The organism is Streptomyces sp. NPDC001714 (assembly GCF_042892755.1).
GTDB lineage: Bacteria > Actinomycetota > Actinomycetes > Streptomycetales > Streptomycetaceae > Streptomyces.
Window position 1 is genome coordinate 493,554 of sequence record NZ_JBIAUL010000006.1, and the last position, 19,980, is coordinate 513,533.

Genomic DNA, 19,980 nt, shown 5'->3' on the forward strand with positions numbered 1-19,980 from the left:
CGCATGGCGATATGTCCTCACTCAGGGTGTCCGCGCCCTGGTTCGACGAGACCGGCGGTGGGAGTTCCTGGCTTCCGGGGATTGCTACCCCGGTGACAGTGGCGGGACCGCGCCGGATTCACACCGGCTTCCTCCCTTGCCGCCGTACATGGCTCCGGAAGTCCACCACGCCCCCGGAAGACCCGTCAACTTGCCGTTGACCTGCGAGGGGAGTGTGTGGGAAGGCCCACACCGGTTGCCCAACGGGGCCGGTGGGGCATGCCGAAGGCTCCTCTCCGACGGACGGAGAGGAGCCTTCGCGGCGCCGACGAGGCCCTTTGCGTCAGGCCTCTCGCCTCAGGCCTTCGCCACGATCAGGTGGATGCCGTACGCCACGGCGGCCGCGCAGCCGGCGAAGCAGAGGTAGGCGGCGGTCACGGCGAGGGCCGCGGAGTCGCCCTGGGCGGTGGCGCGTTCGCGGGCGGAGAGGCCCTTGATGCCGAGGGTGAAGAGGGCCACCAGGCCCACGGTGGCCACGAGGCTGACGCCGAAGACGGAGCCGATGGCTGCCCAGTCGATGTTCATGTCGGTTCTTCCTCGGGGTCAGACGGTGGCGGCCGGGTCGGTCGCGGTGGCGGCCGGGGCGGGGGCGGGGATGGTGGCGGTCAGGTCGTCCGTGACCGCCACCGGGCCCGCGGGCGGCGGGGTCACGGCGGCGATCGCCGCGGTCACCACACCGGCCGGCTCCTCGGTGCCGACGACGTTGCTGCTGTCCACGACCTCGCGGCGGGACAGCTTCCAGATCGCGGCGCTGGCGGTCACGAGGAAGACGGCGACGACGGCCGTACCCCAGTCGCCGAGGTCCGTCACGGACTCGGCGAGCGCGCCGACCAGCGCGGCGGCCGGGAGCGTGAGCACCCAGGCGACCATCATGCGGGTCGCGGTGGACCAGCGGACCGTGCCGCCCTTGCGGCCGAGGCCCGCGCCCATCACGGATCCGGAGACGACGTGCGTGGTGGAGAGGGAGAAGCCGAGGTGGGAGGAGGCCAGGATGGCGGTGGCCGCGCTGGTCTGGGCGGCGAAGCCCTGCTGCGGCTGGAGGTCGGTCAGACCCGTGCCCATGGTGCGGATGATCCGCCAGCCGCCGATGTAGGTGCCGAGCGCGATGGCGAGGCCGGCGGAGAGGATGACCCAGGTGGGAGGGTTCGAGCCGGGGGCGATGGCACCGCCCGCGATCAGCGCGAGGGTGATGATGCCCATGGTCTTCTGCGCGTCGTTGGTGCCGTGCGCGAGCGAGACCAGGCCGGCGGAGGCGATCTGGCCGGCGCGGTAACCCTTGCGGGTGGCCTCGTCCTCGGCGTTCTTCGCGAGCCTGTAGGAGAGGCGGGTGGAGAGCGCCGCCGCGAGGCCCGCGACGACGGGGGCGGCGACCGCCGGGAGCAGGACCTTGGTGACGAGCACGTCGCCGTGGACCGCGCCGAAGCCGGCGGAGGCGACGGTGGCACCGATCAGACCGCCCATGAGGGCGTGCGAGGAACTGGAGGGCAGGCCCACCAGCCAGGTCACGAGGTTCCAGAGGATGGCGCCGACGAGGGCGGCGAAGATGACCTCGGGACGAATGCCGTTCTCGTCGACGAGACCCTTGGAGATCGTGTTGGCGACCTCCACCGAGAGGAAGGCGCCCACCAGGTTGAGCGCGGCGGACATGGCCACCGCGATCTTGGGCTTGAGCGCACCGGTCGAGATGGTCGTGGCCATCGCGTTGGCGGTGTCGTGGAAACCGTTCGTGAAATCAAACGCGAGTGCGGTGACCACCACAATCGCGAGGATCAGCGAGAAGTTTTCCATTTACCCAGGCAATCTTTCGAGGTCATTGGCTGTTGGACCGTAGGCAACCTGAGTGAACGGAAGGTGAACTGGGGCGGTCCTGGTGGTGTATGAGATCGATTCTGGGGTGACGAGGGGCGGGGTGGGGCGAGGCCGCCGTCCCGATTCCGGTCCGGCGGCCCGGTCGCCGCTTGGCTAGAGGCCCATGGCGAACGACTTCAGCCGGCCCGCCGACCCGTTGAAGAGATTTTGGTCACCCGGCAGGCTGCCCCTGTTGTCGTACTGCCAGAAGGTCCAGGACGACCATCCGGCCGGCAGCGTCCCGGCGTCCGCCGAGCCGTGGCGGGCGATCCACAGCGCGTGGTCGGCGGCGAACGCGCTGCTGCCGCCGGTGCAGAGGTTCCACCAGTTCGTGGTCGTGTAGATCACCGGCCGCCGGCCGGTCTCCCGCTTCAGCTCGTCGCTGAAGGACCTGATCCACGCGACCATCCGGGAGTTGCTCAGCCCGTAGCACCTGTGCTTCTTGTCGTACGGGTTGTACTCGACGTCGAGCGCGGGCGGCAGCGTCCAGCCGTCCGCCGTCCAGGTGCCGCCGTGGCTCACGAAATACGCGGCCTGCCGGGCGCCCGACGACTTGTCCGGCAGGGCGAAATGGTACGCGCCCCGCCTGATTCCCGCCTGGCGCGAGCCGTTGTACTGCTGGTCGAAGTACGGGTTGCGGTAGGTCGTGGACTCGGTGGCCTTGATGTAGACGAACCTGGCGCCCTGCGCCCTGGCGCTCGACCAGTCGACGTTCTTCTGGTGCGAGGAGACGTCGTGCCCCTTCGGCATGCTCGCCGCGGACACCGGTGTCCCGGCGAGCGCGGTCGCGGTGCCCGCGAGGGCGAGCGCCGCCACGGACGCCGCGAGGGCGCGGCCGAGGTGGCGGGTCGGTGGAATGCGGTCACGGGCCATGTTTCCCCCGGAATGGCGACGTGTACGAAAAATCGTCCAGAGATTATTGGAAGATCGCCGTATCTTCAGCGATCTTCGGCCAAGCCAGGAAATAGACCTATTTGTGGCGTTTTGCGCTCTACTGGATTCGGGACGCCGGGCCTAAAGTGCCCCGCCGCGCAGGCCGGTTGGGGCGCCGCCTGACAGGATCGGGCCATGGCTGAGCAGCGCCGGGTCGAGGGTGACGGACGGGACGGACGGGCCGGCGCACAAGGTGTGTCGGAGCCGCGAAGGCGGGATGTGCGCGCGGCGGAGGCGGACGCCTGGCGCGAACTCGTCGCCACCGCCCGCCGCACGGTCTCCGACGGACTGGTCGTCGGCACCTCCGGCAACGTCTCGGTCCGCGTCGGCGACACCGTGCTGGTCACACCGTCGGGCCTGCCGTACGACCGGCTCACCCCGGACGACGTGACGGGCGTCGACCTCGCGGGCCGCCAGGTCCTCGGCACCCTGGTCCCGACCAGCGAACTGCCGATGCACCTCGCGATCTACGGCAGCACCGACGCCGGGGCCGTCGTCCACACCCACGCCGTCCACGCGACGGCCGTCTCCACGCTCGTCCCCGAGCTGCCGGCGATCCACTACATGTCCGCCGCGCTCGGCGGCGCGGTCCGGGTTGCCCCGTATGCGACGTACGGCACCGACGAGTTGGCCGAGAACATGCTCCGCGCCCTGACCGACCGCTCCGGCTGCCTCCTCCAGAACCACGGCACCATCACCTACGGCACCACCCTGGCCCAGGCCTACGACCGCACCGCCCAGCTGGAGTGGATGTGCCGCCTGTGGCTGACGGCGTCCTCGGTACCCGGACTGACCCCCAGCCTGCTCTCCCCGGAACAGGTGGCGGAGGCGGGCGAGCGGCTCCGAGGCTACGGGCAGCGACAGGGCTGAGCCCGCCCGGACCGCGCCCCGCGGACCCGCCCCGCTCGCACCAGCCCCTCCGCTCCACTGGCCGCCGTCGATGTCCGCCCCGACACTGGACAGGTGCGCCCAGTCAAAGTCACGGCCGCTGCCGTCGGTGCCGTACTCGCCGCCGGTGCGGCCGGCGTGGCCGCGGGGCGGTTCGCCAGTGACGCCGCGCTGAAGGCACCGCCCGGCCGCCCCCTGCCCACCGAACCCCGGCTCACCGTGCACGGCACCGCGGCCGGCCGCATCACCCTCACCCGCGACCTCGCCTCGCTGCGCCCCGGCACCTACGGCCTGGCAGGCGACGGCTCGCACGCGGTCGTCGGCGCCGTCCTGGAGTCCGCCGCGCACACCCCCGACACCGTCGTGCGGCGGCTGGAGCGGGTGACCCACGGCACCTTCGAGACCGGCGACCGGGCCTGGCTCACCGCCAACGTCCACGTCGGCAACCCGGGCACGGCCCTGGGCCTGGAGTACGCCGACGTCGACCTGCCCGGCGAACTCGGCCCGCTGCCCGCCTGGTTCGTGCCCGGCCACCGGGACACCTGGGTGATCGCGGTGCACGGCCTCGGCACCACCCGCGAGCACCCCATGAACGTCATGGCGTTCCTGCACGCCCGGCGCCTGCCGGTGCTCGCCCTCGCCTACCGCGGCGACCTCGGCGCCCCGCGCCCCCCGGACGGCCTGAGCCACCTCGGCGAGAGCGAGTGGCGCGACCTGGACGCGGCGATCCGCTATGCCGTCCGCTACGGCGCCCGCCGCGTCGTCCTGCACGGCTGGTCCACCGGCGCCACCATGGCGCTGCGCGCCGCCGCCCACTCGGCACTGCGCGAGCGGATCTCCGGCCTTGTCCTGGACTCCCCGGTACTCAGCTGGGAGGCCACTCTGCGCGCCCTCGCCCAGGCCCGGCACATCCCCGAGCACCTGCTGCCGCTCGCGGTACGCGCCGCCCAGGGCCGCGCCGGTCTGCACGCCGACCACGCCGCCGACCCCGTCGACCCGGAACAGCTCACGGTGCCCACGCTGATCGTGCACGGCCCGGACGACGCCGTGGCCCCCTGGGTGTACTCCCGCCGGCTCGCCGAGCGGCGCCCCGACCTGGTGGCCCTGCACACCGTCCCGGACGCCCCGCACGGCGCGATGTGGAACGTCGACCCGGAGGAGTACGAAGAGCGGCTGCGCCGGTTCCTCACGCCCCTGATGTGACGCGCCCCGGCGCGCGCTCCCCGGCGCGGCCCTCGACGAGCGGTCCCCGACGAGCGCGCCCCGAGATCCGATGGCACCCCCGACGAGATCCGATGGCACCCCCGATGTGATTCTTCCCGCACCCGTCGGTCCTTCCCCTCCGCGTCCCGGACCGCTCCCCGTCCCAAGCCGGAGACCCTGGTTCCGGCCGGTTCCGGAGGTTCCGTTTAAGGCCGTACCACTGGCCTGAACATGTCTCCTCGCCTCCCCTCTCACCCCGTGCGTTGGCCAGCCCCGTCGCCCGCGGTGACATTCCGTTTGGGTTTTCGGACCGTCAACCGGAAGACTGCACCCGTGACGTCCCGTATCCCGCGCGACTCAAGGCTTCGACTCGTCCGAACGCGACCCCTGGCCGCCGCCCCCCGAGCGATGAACCAGCGGCCCGCGCGCCGCCCCGCACCCCGCCCGCCCGAGGGCACCCCGGCCCCCGCCGAGCTGGCCAGAATGGCACGCTCCGGGCTGGCCGGCGCGGCCCGCGTCGCCCACTGGGCCGACGCCGCCCTCGGGCCCGGCAGCGACGGAGCGACCGCCGACGGCAAGGCCACCCTCTCCGACGCGTCCGCCGAACGCGCGTCCGACGACCTGGGTCTGACCGCTGTTCAGGTCCGCGCCGACTGGGACACCGCCCGCCTCGCCGGTCTGGTCGAGGTGCACGGGGACAGCGCGCGCCCCGGCTGGCGCCTGCGCGCCTGGGACCGCGACGACAGCGCCGTGCTGCGCGGCTGGGTCGCCCTCTTCGACGCCTGGTCGCTCGCCCACCCGGAGCCCGCGGAGTTCGAGCCGGCCGCCGTCGCCGAGGTCGTCTCGGCCATGCCCCAGGTGCTCTCCTTCCTCCAGCTGTCCGCCGGTCCCGTCCCGGTCGAGCAGCTCCTGGACCTGCTGGGACAGCGGGTCACCGAACTGCGCACCGAGCGCTGCGAGGTCCCCTACGACACGGAGAACGGCACCGGGACCGCCCGGCCCCTCGCCGCCGTGCGCTCCGCCGACGCCGACCCGGCGGACCACGCACCGGCCGAGGACCCGGCCCCCGCCGACGAGGCCGAGCTCGCCCCCCTCCTCGACTGGTCCCTGCACGCCCTCGCCTCCGTCGGTGCGCTGACCTACGGCGACGGCCAGGCCACCCTCACGCCGCTGGGCAGCTGGGCGGTCTGGGTCAAGCTGGAGCAGATCTGCGTCGCCGCGCAGAGCCCCGCCGGCAACATCGAGGTCGCGGCCGAGGAGATGCTGCGCGGCTGCGCCCAGCTGCGCCCCAACGCGGCCCGCGCCGAGTACCGCGCCTGGCTCGCCGCCCGCCCCGTCGGCGGTGCCGTCACCGAACTCCTCGACGCCGCCCGCGGCGAGGACGCCCTGCTGCGCGGTCTCGCCTTCGAGGCGCTGCGCGTCGTCGGCGCCCCCGCCGAACCGGACGTCCGCTCGGTCGTCGACGAGCCGACCCTGCGGCCGTACGCCCTGCTGTGGCTGGCCGAGCACGACGGGGTCGACCCCGAGGACGCCCACGAGGTGCTCACCCGGGAAGAAGCCACCTGGCTCTGGGTGGACACGGCCGCGGCGGTCGCCGACCACGGTGAGGCCCCGCTGCTCGTCCGCCACCTGGAGTCGGCGCTGCAGCCCACCGTCCCCGCGCTGCTCGACGAGGTGCGCGCCGTCGGTCACCCGCGCACCGTGCAGGTCCTGGTCGCCCTCGCTGCCGCCCACCCCGACCCCGCGCTGGCCAAGGCCGTCCGCCGGGCCGCCTTCCAGGTGCACACCGGCGGCTAGCGGGCGGGGCGGACCAGGCGGGTCAGGCGGCTATCTCCGGGGCGTACGTACCGAAGCTCCAGATGTTGCCCTCGACGTCCCGGGCCATGTAGTCCCGCGAACCGTAGTCCTGGTCCGTCGGGGGCATCAGGATCTCGGCGCCGTGGTCGAGGGCGCGCTGGTGGTGGGCGTCGACGTCGTCCACGACGATGTACACCCCGGCCGGGCCGCCGCCCTCCATCGCCGCGTCGAACCGGCCGCCGCGGCCCTTGGAGCCCAGCATGATCGCGCCGTTGCCCTGCACCAGCTCGGCGTGGAGCACCATGCCGTCCTCGCCCTCGTACACCGACAGCTCGGTGAAGCCGAAGGCCTCCGTCAGCTGCTTGATCGCCGCCTTCGCGTCCGTGTACAGCAGCGACGGATAGATGCTCGGCCGCCCGCCACTCGTGCCCGCCATCCCGATCACTCCCTCGTGCGTCGGTCCCCCGAAAGCCGTCGTTCCGGCCTGGTCCCCAGTCTTGCACCCGGCACTGACAACACCCCGGGCTCGTACCGTCGTTGCAGGTCAGTGGCTCATCGGAAGGTGTTGCAGCGCGCCATGTCGCCGCTCCGGCAGCCCTGGTGGAACCACTGCTGCCGCCGCTCGGCCGACCCGTGGGTCCACGTCTCCGGCGTCACCCGCCCCTGGATCCGGTCGTCGCCCACGGCCGCCGCCGCGTCCAGCCCGTCCTGGATGTCCGCGGCCGTCAGGCCGGTGATCAGCGGCCGGCCGGTCGACTCGTCCTTCGCGGTCGTGGCGTTGGCGCGCCCACACTCCGGCGTAGCAGTCGGCCTGCAGCTCCACCCGCGCCGAATCACTGTTCACGTCGGTCGGGTTGGACCGCGATCTGCTCAAGGTGCCCCTCAGGTCCTGCACATGGTGCCCGTACTCGTGCGCCACGACGTACGCCTGCGCGAACGCCCCGCCGCTCGCCCCGAACTCGGACCGCAGCGCGTCGAGGAAGCCGAGGTCCAGATAGACCCTCCGGTCGCCGGGGCGGTAGAACGGCCCCACCGCCGAGGTCGCCGTCCCGCCCGCGGTGCCGACCCGTCCGCTGAAGACCGGCTGCCCCGCACGTCCCGCACCTCGGAGGTGTCCAGGTTCGCGTCGTCGTCGAACTGCACGGGGCACCGCCTTCTGCTCGCACCGTCCCCCACACCCACCTTGAGGCATCCGCGCGGCCACTTCGCGCCGATGACCGCAGCAACGCCCGAACGGGCGACCTCCCGCCCCGCCCCCGCGTCACGCCTGCCCGCCTCTCGCGGGCGTGGCTACGCTCTGCGCCTGACTCATGGCACAGGGGTGCCCGGCCGGGCATCGAAGGGGGGAAGGGGTGGCCGTTCTGCACCACGAGAGAACCGAGCCACCCGACACCGAGGCACTCCTCGGGCAGTCCGCGACGGCCGGCCGGGAGCAGTCCCCGGCCGCCCGGCCGCGCCGGCCTCCGAGTGCCCTCCAGGGGACACCCCCCGCCCGCAGACCCCTCGGGCGCCTCCTCGCCCCTGCCCTCCTCCTCGCGGCCGGGCTCCTCGCCGTCGCCCACCAGGTCCGCCCCGCCCCCTACGGCGACCACCTCACCTCCGGCCCGCCCGCGCCGACCGCCCGCGCGCGTGGCGGGGCCGTCGAGGCGTACGAAGGGCGGACCCTGCGCTGGCGGTACGCGCGCGTGGGCCGGCGCCCGCTCAGCGTGCTGCCCACGCGCGGACAGGCGATCACCGTCTGGGACGACGGGCTCGTCACCGACACCGACGGCCGCTCCGTGCGCTGGCACCGCGCCCTGCCCGCGGCGACCGACTGGCTGCGCAACCGGGGCGGCGCGGGCGTCCTGCGCCCCCTGGGCCGCGGCATCCTCGCGGTCGTCACCCCGGCCCGCATCGCCGCGTACCGCACCGCCGACGGAGACCTGCGCTGGGTGCTGCCCGCCCGCGCGGGCTGTGCCTTCCGCCCCGAACGTGCCGTACGTCACGGCCATGCCCTGCTCGTCGCCCAGCCCTGCGCGCACGGCGCCTGGACCGCCCAGCTCGTCGCCGTGGACGACCTGGGCGGAATCGCCCCGCACCGCACCCCGCTGGGCAACGAGCCGCCCGGCGCGGGCCGTCCCGAACACCCGCGCACCGAAAAAGCGCTTGCGCCACCCCGTTAGACTTGGCCCATGGCCATTCTCCTCGCGCATTAGACGGCGGGAACGTCCTCAGCCGCCCACCCGTCACTATCCGTACGCTCTGGAGTCTGTCCGTGATCTCCGCCTCCGGTATCGAGCTGCGCGCCGGTGCGCGCGTCCTCATCGAGAACGCCACATTTCGGGTCGCCAAGGGTGACCGCATCGGTCTCGTCGGCCGCAACGGCGCCGGCAAGACCACCCTCACCAAGGTGCTGGCCGGTGACGGCATCCCCGCCGCGGGCACCGTCACCCGCTCCGGCGAGGTCGGCTACCTCCCGCAGGACCCCCGCACCGGCGACCTCGACGTCCTCGCCCGCGACCGCATCCTCTCCGCGCGCGGCCTCGACGTCCTGATCCGCAAGATGCGCGAGAACGAGCAGCGCATCGCCACCGGCAAGGGCGCCACCCGCGACAAGGCGATGAAGCAGTACGAGCGCCAGGAGACGGAGTTCCTCACCAAGGGCGGGTACTCCGCCGAGGCCGAGGCCGCCACCATCGCCGCCGCGCTCAACCTGCCCGACCGGGTGCTCGGCCAGCCCCTGCACACGCTCTCCGGCGGTCAGCGCCGCCGTATCGAGCTGGCCCGCATCCTGTTCTCCGACGCGGACACGCTCCTGCTCGACGAGCCGACCAACCACCTCGACGCGGACTCGATCGTCTGGCTGCGCGACTACCTGAAGACCTACCGCGGCGGCTTCATCGTGATCTCCCACGACGTCGACCTGGTCGAGACGGTCGTCAACAAGGTCTTCTACCTGGACGCCAACCGCTCCCAGATCGACGTCTACAACATGGGCTGGAAGCTCTACCAGCAGCAGCGCGAGGCCGACGAGAAGCGCCGCAAGCGCGAGCGCGCCAACGCCGAGAAGAAGGCCGCCGCGCTGCACTCCCAGGCCGACAAGATGCGCGCCAAGGCCACCAAGACGGTCGCCGCGCAGAACATGGCCCGCCGCGCCGACAAGCTGCTGGCCGGCCTGGACGCCGTCCGGGTCTCCGACAAGGTGGCCAAGCTGCGCTTCCCGGAGCCCTCTCCCTGCGGCAAGACCCCGCTGACCGCCGAGGGCCTCTCGAAGTCGTACGGCTCGCTGGAGATCTTCACCGACGTCGACCTGGCCATCGACAAGGGCTCCCGGGTCGTCATCCTCGGCCTCAACGGCGCCGGCAAGACCACCCTGCTGCGCCTGCTCGGCGGCGTCGAGCAGCCCGACACCGGCGAGGTCATCGAGGGCCACGGCCTCAAGCTCGGCTACTACGCCCAGGAGCACGAGACCCTGGACCCGGACCGCACCGTCCTGGAGAACATGCGCTCGGCCGCACCCGACATGGACCTGGTCGAGGTGCGCAAGGTGCTGGGCTCGTTCCTGTTCTCCGGCGACGACGTGGACAAGCCGGCCGGGGTCCTCTCCGGCGGCGAGAAGACCCGCCTGGCCCTCGCCACCCTGGTCGTCTCCTCCGCGAACGTGCTGCTCCTCGACGAGCCCACCAACAACCTCGACCCCGCCAGCCGCGAGGAGATCCTCGGCGCCCTGCGCACCTACAAGGGCGCGGTCGTCCTCGTCACCCACGACGAGGGTGCCGTGGAGGCGCTCCAGCCCGAGCGGATCATCCTGCTCCCCGACGGCGTCGAGGACCTGTGGGGCTCCGACTACGCGGATCTGGTCGCCCTCGCCTGAGATCCGATCCCGTCGCCGTCGTTTGATCGAATGCCTGATCCACTGGCTATGGATCATTCGGCCTATCGGTGATCCATCATCTGTGTGAGATCTCCTCGTATCGAGGTGTGTCCTACATCGATTTCGCGGCCGATTCCTTTGTCGACAAGGGATCGGCCGCTTTGTGTGCCTGACCTGGCACTTCACAGATGAACCCGTTCGGCCGCACGGACGGTCCGCGACGGAATCACAGATTCCGTATGTGGGGATGCGCTCCTGTCGTCACAACGATGTCTCACGGACCTTGCCGAATGGGTGGCCATCACGCCCCGGAGGGGTGATCATGAGGGGACCAGAGCGCACTTCCCATGAGGAGGCACGGGTGGCCGAGACTCTGAAGAAGGGCAGCCGGGTGACCGGCGCCGCGCGCGACAAGCTCGCGGCAGACCTGAAGAAGAAGTACGACTCCGGTGCGAGCATTCGGGCACTGGCCGAGGAAACCGGCCGCTCGTATGGCTTCGTCCACCGGATGCTCAGCGAGTCGGGTGTCACGCTGCGTGGGCGTGGCGGGGCGACGCGGGGCAAGAAAGCCGCGTCCTGACCCCGGGCGGCCCATCGGCTTCGATGGTGGCCACCCGGTCGGTCGGCTGACCGGCCGGGTGGTTACTGTGCAGTCACTTAGCATGCCGTACGGCAATGCGTGATGACCGCACACATCGGAGGCGCCCCATGGCTTCGCCCGACCAGGACCTCGCTCCTGTTCTCGACAAGGACGGCGTACGGCTCACCGTCGACGACGCGCTCGCCACGGTGACGCTGACCAACCCGGCCAAGCGCAACGCCCAGAGCCCCGCACTGTGGCGGGCGTTGGCGGAGGCCGGGCGGTCGCTGCCGGGGTCGGTCCGGGTCGTCGTGCTGCGCGGTGAGGGCCAGTCCTTCTCCGCGGGCCTCGACCGGCAGATGTTCACGCCGGAGGGGATCCCGGGAGAGCCGACCTTCATCGAGCTCGCGCGCCGCGACGACGCCGAACTCGACGCGGCCATCGCCGAGTTCCAGGAGGCGTTCACCTGGTGGCGGCAGAGCGACATCGTGTCGATCGCCGCCGTGCAGGGGCACGCCATCGGGGCCGGCTTCCAGCTGGCCCTCGCCTGTGACCTGCGCGTCGTCGCGGACGACGTGCAGTTCGCCATGCGCGAGACGAGCCTCGGGCTGGTGCCCGACCTGACCGGCACGCACCCGCTCGTCTCCCTGGTGGGCTACGCCCGCGCGCTGGAGATCTGCGCGACCGGACGCTACGTCCAGGCCGAGGAGGCGGTGGCCTCCGGGCTGGCGAGCGTTGCCGTGCCGGTGGGCGAACTCGACGCGGCGGTACGGGACCTGGCCGGGGCGTTGCTGGCTGCGCCGCGGGATGCGGTGGTGGAGACGAAGGCGTTGCTGCGCGGTGCCGCCGACCGCACCTACGACGAGCAGCGGGCTGCGGAGCGGCAGGCGCAGGCTCGGCGGCTGCGGGACCTTGCGGGGGTGGGCGAGTAGTCCACCGCGGGCCGGTGGGGGCTGGTCGCGCAGTTTCCCGCGGGCCGGTGGGGGCTGGTCGCGCAGTTTCCCGCGGGCCGGTGCGGGCTGGTCGCGCAGTTCCTCCCCCAGCCTTCGGCTGGGGGTACCCCCAGCGCCCCTGGCGGGGCGCTTCAGTTGACGTCCGTCATCAGCAGAGCCTCCCCGCGCCCCTGTCGGGGCGTTTCAGCTGACGTCCGTCACCAGTACCGCGACCGTCGGCCGGTCCTCCAGCGCCTCGCCGACCGCCGTACGGATCCCTCGGGCCACCTCCACGGCCCGCGGGCCGTCGGTCACCGCCACCTCCACCCGCACGTGCCGGCGCGGCAGCGCGGCGTCGAAGTGGACCTCCCGGCTCAGCGCCCCCGTCACCCGTGCCACCCCCGGCACCGCCAGCGCCGCCGCCGTCACCCGGGCCCCGTCGGGATCCGCCCCCTCCCGGACCGACGGCGGCCGGGGCACCCGTACGGCCTCCGCCGCTGTCGGCTCGTCGTCCAGCAGGTCGGTGACCCGCAGGTCCACCTCGGTCACCGCCAACCCCAGCCGTTCCGTGGCCGCCCCGAGTGCCCGGCGCAGCCGGGACGCCGTCGTCGGCAGGGGCTCGGCGGCCGTCGCCGCGAAGTCCGCCGACAGCCGCAGCGGCCCCGGCGGTACCGCCCCGGGCGGTGCCGGTACGACGGACTCCGCCACCTCCGCCGGATCCGCGAGGGCGATCCGCACCGCACCCAGCCGCACCCCTGTCACCTCGGCCGCCGCCCGCCGCAGGACCGCGTCCGCCGCCGCCTCCGCGAGCCACGCCCCGTCGTGCGGCCCGCCCAGCGGGAGCAGCCTGCCGAAGCCCAGGGGGTGCCGTACCGTGTGTGTCCGTCGGTCCGCCGTCATTGCTCCAGCCTGCCGCATCTCCGGGGCACGACAGGACATCCGCACGTACCGTGGTCGCAGGACGACGACGGGAAGGGACGCACGGCGATGACCGAGATGGCGGCGGAGCCCGAGAAGGACCCGACGGTACAGACCCGGAAGACCGTCAGACGCGGCGGCGGCGACCCGGCGACCCGCGGACGGACGACGATCGCCGACGGAGTGGTGGAGAAGATCGCCGGACTGGCGGCCCGGGACGTGGTCGGCGTGCACGCGATGGGCAGCGGCCTCGCCCGCACCTTCGGCGTCGTGCGCGACCGGGTGCCCGGCGGCTCCAAGTCCGTGAGCCGGGGCGTGAAGGCCGAGGTCGGTGAGGTGCAGACCGCGCTGGACCTGGAGATCGTCGTGGACTACGGCGTGTCGATCGCCGACGTGGCCCGCGCGGTCCGGGAGAACGTGATCGCCGCCGTGGAGCGCATGACCGGCCTCGAAGTGGTCGAGGTCAACATCGCGGTGAGTGATGTGAAGCTTCCGGAGGAAGAGGAAGAAGAGCCGGAGTCCCGGCTCCAGTGACCGCTGACCGGGACCGCTGAGGGGAGCGCACCATGAGCATGGCCGTCGTCGGCATGATCGCCGGCATGGCGCTGGGCTTCGCCGGGTACTTCGGTGGGTTCGGCGCCTTCCTGCTGGTGGCGGCGCTCGGGGCCGTCGGGTTCGTCGTCGGCCGGTTGGCGGAGGGCGATCTCGAACTCGGCGACTTCTTCCGCACCCGTGACGACCGGCGTGACCGCCGGCGATGACCTCCGTGAGCGGTGAGACACGCGGCGCCCCGACGGCCGTGGCGCCCGGCGAGCGCGGCGCCATCCGGATCGCCGACCGGGTGGTGGCGAAGATCGCCGCACAGGCGGCCCGCGAGGCGCTCGGCCCCCTTCCCAAGGACGCCGTACCCCCGCACGCCACCGTGGTCACGCACCATGACACGGCCCGCGTCCGGGTCCACCTCGAACTGGACTACCCGTCCGACATCGGCGCCCGGTGCGCGGCGGTGCGTCGACATGTGGTCGAGCGGGTAGGCGCGTTGGTGGACATGGACGTCCGGGAGGTCGCCGTCCACGTCGAACGGCTGCACCCGGCCCAGACCCAGGGGAGGGCGTGATGAGCACGGAGCAGACACCGGTCATCGAGAAGCCACCGCCACCGGCCGCCGCACCGCCGGCCGGCCACGAGCCCCGCTTCTGGTCCCCGCGCCGCGCCCCCGCGACCCTGGTCGCGGTGCTCGTCCTGGTGACCGCGGGCGCCTTCCTGTACGACATCGCCGCCGTGCGAGTCCACCACCCCGCCATGCACTGGCGCCGCGAGCTGGCCCGCCAGCTCGCCCGGCAGCCCCTCGACGACGCCTGGGTCCTGGCGGGCGCGGGCGTCGCCGCCGCCCTCGGCCTGTGGCTGCTGGTCCTGGCCGTCACGCCCGGCCTGCGGGACCTGCTGCCCATGCGGCGCACCCACCCCGACGTCCGCGCCGGGCTGCGCCGTGACGCCGCCGCCCTGGTGCTGCGCGACCGGGCCATGGAGATCTCCGGCGTGCGCCGGGTGCGGGTACGGCTGCACCGGTCCCGCGCCCACGTCCTCGCCGTCTCCCACTTCCGCGAACTCGACGAGGTGCGGGGCGACCTGGAGGCGGCCCTGACCGACGCGATCCGCGCCATGGGGCTGGCCCGCTCACCCGCCCTGACCCTGCATGTGATCCGCCCCGGCCGGAAGGGGTGACGCCGTGCTCGGCACCGTCAACCGTGTACTGATGGCCCTCGCGGGCCTTCTGCTCCTCACTCTCGGCGGCTCGGTCCTGGCCGTCGGCCTCGGCGCCCCGCCCCCGTCCTGGTGGATCCACAACGGCCGCCACGACGTCCTGCTCACCCCGGCCGAGCGCACCCACTGGCGCGACGCGGGCTGGTGGTGGCCGACGGTCCTGGGCGCACTGGCCGTGCTGTTCCTGCTCTCGCTCTGGTGGCTGACCGCCCAACTGCGCCGACGCCGCCTGACCGAGGTCGTGGTGGACACCGGAGACGGCGAGAGCGCGCTGCTCCGCGGCAGGGCCCTGGAGACGGTCCTGACCGCGGACGCGGCCCACCAGGAGGGCGTCTCCCACGCCCAGGCGGTCCTGAGGGGCACACGTACGGCACCGGAGGTACGGGTGTGGCTCCAACTGGAGCCGGACGTGGCCCCGGAAGCGGCTCTGAGGGACCTGACGAACCAGGCACTGACACACGCCCGGAACTCGGCGGCGCTGCCGAGACTTCCCGCGGAGGTCCGGCTGACTTCGGTGAAGCACCGTGCGGAAAGGGTGACTTGACAGCGTCGTCCGGGGACCCGCGCACACGGCCACCGGCTTGCCGTCCGTCCCGTGGGTTCACGCTCACGGACCCGCGGCTGCCTCAGGACGGGTTCGCTTCGGGGGCGAACGCGGGCAGCCTGTCGAGACTGCTGCGCACGGCCTCGGCGCCGTACTCGAACATCTCCCGTTCGTAGGCGTCGACCGCGCCGAGCAGGTCTTGACGGCCTTCGGCGGCCCCGATCAGGCGGCGGCGCAGCAGGTCGGCGTCGCGCAGGGCGGTGTTCGCGCCGTTACCGCCGGTCGGGGAGGCGGCGTGGATCGCGTCGCCGAGCAGCGTGACCGGGCCGGACGCCCAGCGCGGGCCGGGCCTGACCACCCGGATGGACAGCAGCGCGCTGTCGTCCGGGTCGGCCTGCTCGATCAGCGCGCGCAGTTCCGGGTGCCACCCCGCCGTCCTGGACAGCACGGCGTCCTGCGCGGTCGGGTCCGCCGGCGAGCCGTTCGGCGGCAGGACCATGGCCCAGCGCACGTAGTCGCCGATGTCGGGGAGCGTGACTTCGGGGGCCAGTCGCTCGGCGGCCTGCTTCGGCGGGATACGGAAGCGCGTCGCGCCGAGCAGCAGGCTGACGCCGTCGCCCGTGATCTTCGAGCCGTAGGCCCTGGACAGGCCGGTGAACTCGTCGGTCAGCGGGGTGCGGCCGATCACGAACCGGACGCCGGTGTCGGTCGGGGCGGTCCGCGGCGACAGCACCCCGCGGACCGCGGAGGCGACGCCGTCCGCGCCGACGAGCAGGTCGGCGGTGGCCGGGCCGCGGCGGGCGAACCGGGCCGTGACCTTGCCGTCGGAGAGTTCGCCCTCGGCCTGCTCGTGAACAGTCTGCGGCCCGCGTCCGGTTGACCCGCGGCAGGGTCAGAACCCGTGCCGCATCCCCCCGTCCACGGGCACCATGATCCCCGTCAGATAGGACGCGGCCGGAGACATCAGGAACGCCGCCACCCGCCCGAACTCCTCCGGTGCCCCGTACCGCCGCAACGGAATCCGCGACTCGTGCTCGGCCCGCGTCGCCTCCGGGTCGGCAGACATCGTGTCCAGCTCCCGCACCCGGTCCGTGTCGATCCGGGACGGCAGCAACCCCACCACCCGGATCCCGCGCGGCCCCAGTTCGTCCGCCAGCGACTTGGCGAACCCGGCCAGCCCCGGCCGCAGCCCGTTGGAGATCGTCAGCCCGGGAATCGGCTCGTACACCGACGCGGACAGCACGAAACCGATGACCCCGCCGTCCTCCAACTCGGCCGCGGCCGCGCGGGCAAGGCGTACCGCCCCCAGGAACACCGACTCGAACGCGCTCTGCCACTGCTCGTCCGTGTTGTCGGCGACGAACCCGGCCGCGGGCCCGCCCACGCTCACGAGGACGCCGTCGAACCCGCCGAAACGCTCACGCGCGGTCGCGATCAGCCGCTCCGGCGCCGCCGGATCCGCGTTGTCGACGGCCACCCCCACGGCGTTCGGCCCCAGTTCGGCCGCCACGTCGGCGGCCCGCTTCTCGTCCCGTCCGGTCACCACGACCTTCGCCCCGTCCGCGACCAGCTCGCGCGCGGCCGCGTGGCCCAGCCCGCGGGTCGCTCCGGTGACGACGTACACCCGGTCCTTCAGTCCAAGATCCATGGCCCCTATCCTGCCTGTTCGCCGTCGAAGAGCGTGAGGGCGGTGTTCACCAGACCGATGTGGCTGAACGCCTGCGGGAAGTTGCCCAGCTGACGCCCGGTCTCCGGGTCGTACTCCTCGGACAGCAGCCCTACGTCGTTGGCGAGCCCCACCAGCCGTTCGAACAGTCCCTTCGCCTCGTCGGTGCGGCCCGTCATGTGCAGCGCGTCGGCGAGCCAGAACGAGCAGGCCAGGAAGGCGCCCTCGCCGCCCGGCATCCCGTCGACGCCGATCGCGTCGGTGTCGTAGCGGCGCAGGAACCCGCTGTGGCCCAGGTCGTCGCGGATCGCGTCCACCGTGCCGATCACCCGGGGGTCGTCCGGCGGCAGGAAGCCGACGCGCGGGATCAGCAGCAGGGAGGCGTCGAGTTCACGCGAGCCGTAGTACTGGGTGAAGGTGTTGCGCTTCGGGTCGTACCCCTGCTCGCAGACCTCCCGGTGCACCTCGTCGCGCAGCGCACGCCACCTCTCCAGCTCGCCCTTCAGTTCCGCGTGGTCCTCCAGGGTCTGCACCGCGCGGTCCGCGGCCACCCACACCAGCACCTTGGAGTGCACGAAGTGGCGGCGGCCGCCGCGCACCTCCCACAGGCCCTCGTCCGGCTGCCGCCAGGCCGTCTCCAGGAACTTCATCAGCGCGCACTGGATGGCCCACATGTGCGGCTTCGTGGGCAGACCGGCGGTGCGGGCCAGCGACAGCGAGTCCATCACCTCGCCGTACACGTCCAGCTGGAGCTGGTCGACGGCACCGTTGCCGACGCGTACCGGCTTGGAGCCGGCGAAGCCGGGCAGCCAGTCCAGTTCGAACTCGGGCAGCCGGCGCTCGCCCGCGAGGCCGTACATGATCTGCAGGTCCGCCGGGTCGCCGGCGACCGCGCGCACCAGCCAGTCGCGCCAGCGCTCGGCCTCCTTGTGGTAGCCGGCGGCGAGCAGGGCGCCGAGGGTGAGGGTGGAGTCGCGCAGCCAGCAGAACCGGTAGTCCCAGTTGCGCACCCCGCCCAGTTCCTCGGGCAGCGAGCTGGTGGCCGCGGCGACGATGCCGCCGGTCGGCTCGTAGCTGAGCGCCTTGAGGGTGATCAGGGAACGCACGACCGTGTCCCGGTGGGGGCCGTCGTAGGTGCAGCGGGCGGTCCAGCGCCGCCAGTCGGTGACGCTGGAGCGCAGCGCCTGGTACGGGTCCACGAGCGGTGGCCGCTGCTGGTGCGACGGGTGCCAGGTGAGCACGAAAGCGACCCGCTCGCCCTCCGCGACGGTGAACTCCGAGTGCGTGCCGAAGTCCTCGCCCCAGGTCCGTACCGGCGGTTCGCTGCGCAGCCACACCGAGTCCGGCCCGGCGACCGCGACCCGGTGGCCGCCGGAGCGGCGCATCCACGGGATGATCGAGCCGTAGTCGAAGCGGAGCCGGAGCGTGCTGTGCACGGTGACGCGGCCGCTGACGCCCTCGACGATGCGTACGACGTCCGGCGCGTGCTCGCGCTGGGGCATCAGGTCGGTGACGCGGACCGTGCCCTCGCCGGTCTCCCACTCGGTGTCCAGGACCAGGGTGTCGGGACGGTAGCCGCGCCGGGTGCAGGTCTTGGCGCCTCGGGGGGCGATCCGCCAGTGGCCGTGGTCCTCGTCGCCCAGGAGCCTGGCGAAGCAGGCCGCCGAGTCGAAGCGCGGCAGGCACAGCCAGTCGATGGAGCCGTCCCGGCCGACCAGGGCCGCGGTCTGCTCGTCGCCGATGAGCGCGTAGTCCTCGATGCGTCGGTCCACGGGACCCGGTTTCCCTGCCGGCCGGGGGGCCAATCAGGGGGTGGGCCGGGGGAGTGACCCGGCACGGTTCTCAGACGGCGGCCGGTTCCGCTTCCTCGGCCGTCTCCTGCTCCGCCGCCGCTTCCGCACGCGCGCGTGCCTCACGGCGGGCCAGCACGAAGAAGCCGTAGGGGACGCCCGCGGCGAACAGCCACCACTGGATCATGTAGGCGTAGTTCAGCGGGGCGTCTTCCTTGCCCGGGTCGGAGATCTGTTCCGGGGTGTCGCCCTTGGGCTCGGGCGCCGTCTGCTCGATGTAGCCGCCGAGGACCTGCTTGCCGAGCCGGTGCGCCTGCTCCTCGCTGTTGATCAGCATGATCTGCCGGGCGGGCAGGCCCTTGAGGTCCTTGATGCCGCTCGCCGCGGTGGTCTCGTCGGGCATCAGCCGGCCCTGGACGGTGACCTTGCCGGCAGGCGGCGCCGGGATCTTGGGGAAGGCGGTCTGGCTCGGGCCGTCCGACGGGATCCAGCCCCGGTTGACCAGCAGCACCTTGCCGTCGGTCAGGACGAAGGGGGTGAGGACGTGGTAGCCGACCTCGTCGTCCGAGCTGGTACGGCGGCGGACGACGACCTCGTCGGCGGTGTCGAAGGTGCCGGTCGCGGTGACGGTGTGGTACCGCTCCTTGCGGGTCACGGCGTGCCCGGGCTCGGTCACCTGCTCGACCGGCACCGGCTTGGCACCGAGGGCGTCGGCGACCAGCTGATTGCGGGCGCTGCGCTCCTCGTACCGGTGCTTCTGCCAGAACCCCAGCCGGATCATCGTGGGGATCAGAAGCAGCGAGATGAGGGTGAGGATCACCCACTGCCGAGTCAACAGGAAGCGGTACACCCCACGACCGTACAACTCGGTCGTGGGGCGCGTTCGGGCGGGTACCGGGTCAGACGCGGTCGACGATGCCCGCCTTCCCGGCCTCGCGGGCGCAGTGGGCGCCGCAGAACCACTGGTTGTCCGCCTCGACGCCCTGGCCGATGATCGAGACCTTGCAGTGCTCGCAGAGCGGGGCCATGCGGTGGATCGCGCAGGAGAAGCAGTCGAAGACGTGGACCGCGCCTTGCGCGTGCACCTCGAAGGTCATTCCGTAGTCATTGCCGCAAACTTCACATTTCGCCATGCGCCACAGGGTGGGCGGTCGGCCGCCTGGGGGCGAGCGGCCGCCGGGCGAGTCGTGCGGCAATCACCCGTCCGTACGGCCCGAGCGGGCGG

22 protein-coding genes, 1 pseudogene and 1 riboswitch are annotated in these 19,980 nt (G+C 72.8%); of the genes and pseudogenes, 12 read left to right on the forward strand and 11 right to left on the reverse strand.

The window, feature by feature from the left end; all coding sequences use genetic code 11:
* Nucleotides 1-41 precede the first annotated feature (41 nt).
* A riboswitch (cobalamin riboswitch) is annotated at nt 42-182 on the reverse strand.
* A gap of 154 nt (nt 183-336) precedes the next feature.
* From ACFY0P_RS19055 to ACFY0P_RS19065, 3 genes are all read right to left on the reverse strand, one after another.
* Nucleotides 337-564: a hypothetical protein gene (locus ACFY0P_RS19055; protein WP_362651701.1), complete on the reverse strand. Its 228-nt coding sequence runs from the start codon at nt 562-564 to the stop codon at nt 337-339.
* An 18-nt stretch (nt 565-582) separates the two neighbouring features.
* A complete protein-coding gene (locus ACFY0P_RS19060) occupies nt 583-1,827 on the reverse strand; it encodes an anion permease (protein WP_388913915.1) in 1,245 nt (414 codons plus the stop codon).
* Nucleotides 1,828-2,001: 174 nt separating this feature from the next.
* Nucleotides 2,002-2,760 carry a lysozyme gene (locus ACFY0P_RS19065; protein ID WP_388913918.1) on the reverse strand — a complete coding sequence of 253 codons (759 nt, stop codon included), beginning with the start codon at nt 2,758-2,760 and terminating at the stop codon, nt 2,002-2,004.
* A 195-nt stretch (nt 2,761-2,955) separates the two neighbouring features.
* Between ACFY0P_RS19065 and ACFY0P_RS19070 the strand changes: the two genes are divergently transcribed.
* The 3 genes from ACFY0P_RS19070 (at nt 2,956) to ACFY0P_RS19080 (ending at nt 6,708) form a co-directional block, all read left to right on the forward strand.
* The gene (locus ACFY0P_RS19070; protein ID WP_388913920.1) at nt 2,956-3,690 is read left to right on the forward strand and encodes a class II aldolase/adducin family protein; all 735 of its coding nucleotides are present in this window, start codon (nt 2,956-2,958) and stop codon (nt 3,688-3,690) included.
* Nucleotides 3,691-3,783: 93 nt separating this feature from the next.
* Nucleotides 3,784-4,911, forward strand: coding sequence for an alpha/beta hydrolase (locus tag ACFY0P_RS19075; protein WP_388913923.1), 1,128 nt, complete (start codon nt 3,784-3,786; stop codon nt 4,909-4,911).
* Nucleotides 4,912-5,319: 408 nt separating this feature from the next.
* On the forward strand, nt 5,320-6,708 hold the full coding sequence (locus tag ACFY0P_RS19080) for a hypothetical protein (RefSeq protein ID WP_388913926.1): 1,389 nt from the start codon (nt 5,320-5,322) through the stop codon (nt 6,706-6,708).
* A 22-nt stretch (nt 6,709-6,730) separates the two neighbouring features.
* On the opposite strand, the gene ACFY0P_RS19085 is transcribed toward ACFY0P_RS19080, so the two are convergent.
* Both ACFY0P_RS19085 and ACFY0P_RS19090 read right to left on the reverse strand, forming a co-directional pair.
* Nucleotides 6,731-7,144 (reverse strand): VOC family protein, encoded by a 414-nt coding sequence (locus ACFY0P_RS19085; protein ID WP_388913929.1) that lies wholly within the window; start codon nt 7,142-7,144, stop codon nt 6,731-6,733.
* A 116-nt stretch (nt 7,145-7,260) separates the two neighbouring features.
* Nucleotides 7,261-7,786 (reverse strand): annotated as a pseudogene (locus ACFY0P_RS19090) (neutral zinc metallopeptidase); the annotation flags it as partial.
* 274 nt (nt 7,787-8,060) lie between these two features.
* On the opposite strand from ACFY0P_RS19090, the gene ACFY0P_RS19095 reads away from it, so the two are divergent.
* The 4 genes from ACFY0P_RS19095 to ACFY0P_RS19110 all read left to right on the forward strand — a co-directional run bounded on the left by ACFY0P_RS19095 (nt 8,061) and on the right by ACFY0P_RS19110 (nt 12,073).
* Nucleotides 8,061-8,870: a hypothetical protein gene (locus ACFY0P_RS19095; protein WP_388913932.1), complete on the forward strand. Its 810-nt coding sequence runs from the start codon at nt 8,061-8,063 to the stop codon at nt 8,868-8,870.
* A gap of 92 nt (nt 8,871-8,962) precedes the next feature.
* The gene (locus ACFY0P_RS19100; RefSeq protein ID WP_388913934.1) at nt 8,963-10,561 is read left to right on the forward strand and encodes an ABC-F family ATP-binding cassette domain-containing protein; all 1,599 of its coding nucleotides are present in this window, start codon (nt 8,963-8,965) and stop codon (nt 10,559-10,561) included.
* Nucleotides 10,562-10,922: 361 nt separating this feature from the next.
* Nucleotides 10,923-11,141 carry a helix-turn-helix domain-containing protein gene (locus ACFY0P_RS19105; RefSeq protein ID WP_046727957.1) on the forward strand — a complete coding sequence of 73 codons (219 nt, stop codon included), beginning with the start codon at nt 10,923-10,925 and terminating at the stop codon, nt 11,139-11,141.
* 128 nt (nt 11,142-11,269) lie between these two features.
* Nucleotides 11,270-12,073, forward strand: coding sequence for an enoyl-CoA hydratase/isomerase family protein (locus ACFY0P_RS19110; RefSeq protein WP_388913937.1), 804 nt, complete (start codon nt 11,270-11,272; stop codon nt 12,071-12,073).
* A gap of 204 nt (nt 12,074-12,277) precedes the next feature.
* Here ACFY0P_RS19110 and ACFY0P_RS19115 read toward each other — a convergent pair whose 3' ends face one another.
* A complete protein-coding gene (locus ACFY0P_RS19115; RefSeq protein WP_388913940.1) occupies nt 12,278-12,973 on the reverse strand; it encodes a nucleopolyhedrovirus P10 family protein in 696 nt (231 codons plus the stop codon).
* An 87-nt stretch (nt 12,974-13,060) separates the two neighbouring features.
* On the opposite strand from ACFY0P_RS19115, the gene ACFY0P_RS19120 reads away from it, so the two are divergent.
* From ACFY0P_RS19120 to amaP, 5 genes are read left to right on the forward strand one after another with little or no spacing between them, the layout of a single operon-like run.
* Nucleotides 13,061-13,525: an Asp23/Gls24 family envelope stress response protein gene (locus tag ACFY0P_RS19120; protein WP_089101589.1), complete on the forward strand. Its 465-nt coding sequence runs from the start codon at nt 13,061-13,063 to the stop codon at nt 13,523-13,525.
* A 32-nt stretch (nt 13,526-13,557) separates the two neighbouring features.
* Entirely contained in the window at nt 13,558-13,752 is a 195-nt protein-coding gene (locus ACFY0P_RS19125) for a hypothetical protein (protein ID WP_388913944.1), read from the forward strand.
* Nucleotides 13,749-14,108, forward strand: a complete 360-nt coding sequence (locus ACFY0P_RS19130) for an Asp23/Gls24 family envelope stress response protein (RefSeq protein WP_388913947.1) — start codon at nt 13,749-13,751, stop codon at nt 14,106-14,108. Before ACFY0P_RS19125 ends, ACFY0P_RS19130 begins: the two co-directional genes overlap by 4 nt.
* Nucleotides 14,108-14,716 carry a DUF6286 domain-containing protein gene (locus ACFY0P_RS19135; protein WP_388913950.1) on the forward strand — a complete coding sequence of 203 codons (609 nt, stop codon included), beginning with the start codon at nt 14,108-14,110 and terminating at the stop codon, nt 14,714-14,716. The genes ACFY0P_RS19130 and ACFY0P_RS19135 overlap by 1 nt, the downstream gene beginning before the upstream one ends.
* A 4-nt stretch (nt 14,717-14,720) precedes the next feature.
* The gene (gene amaP / locus ACFY0P_RS19140) at nt 14,721-15,299 is read left to right on the forward strand and encodes an alkaline shock response membrane anchor protein AmaP (protein WP_388913953.1); all 579 of its coding nucleotides are present in this window, start codon (nt 14,721-14,723) and stop codon (nt 15,297-15,299) included.
* An 82-nt stretch (nt 15,300-15,381) separates the two neighbouring features.
* Here amaP and ACFY0P_RS19145 read toward each other — a convergent pair whose 3' ends face one another.
* From ACFY0P_RS19145 to ACFY0P_RS19165, 5 genes are all read right to left on the reverse strand, one after another.
* The gene (locus ACFY0P_RS19145) at nt 15,382-16,032 is read right to left on the reverse strand and encodes an FAD-dependent oxidoreductase (RefSeq protein ID WP_388913956.1); all 651 of its coding nucleotides are present in this window, start codon (nt 16,030-16,032) and stop codon (nt 15,382-15,384) included.
* Nucleotides 16,033-16,191: 159 nt separating this feature from the next.
* Nucleotides 16,192-16,947, reverse strand: a complete 756-nt coding sequence (locus ACFY0P_RS19150; protein WP_388913959.1) for an SDR family oxidoreductase — start codon at nt 16,945-16,947, stop codon at nt 16,192-16,194.
* 5 nt (nt 16,948-16,952) lie between these two features.
* Nucleotides 16,953-18,737, reverse strand: a complete 1,785-nt coding sequence (locus ACFY0P_RS19155; RefSeq protein WP_388913962.1) for a glycoside hydrolase family 15 protein — start codon at nt 18,735-18,737, stop codon at nt 16,953-16,955.
* 70 nt (nt 18,738-18,807) lie between these two features.
* Entirely contained in the window at nt 18,808-19,605 is a 798-nt protein-coding gene (locus tag ACFY0P_RS19160) for an SURF1 family protein (protein WP_388913965.1), read from the reverse strand.
* A 49-nt stretch (nt 19,606-19,654) separates the two neighbouring features.
* Nucleotides 19,655-19,888: a hypothetical protein gene (locus tag ACFY0P_RS19165; protein ID WP_089101588.1), complete on the reverse strand. Its 234-nt coding sequence runs from the start codon at nt 19,886-19,888 to the stop codon at nt 19,655-19,657.
* Between the last annotated feature and the right edge of the window lie 92 nt (nt 19,889-19,980).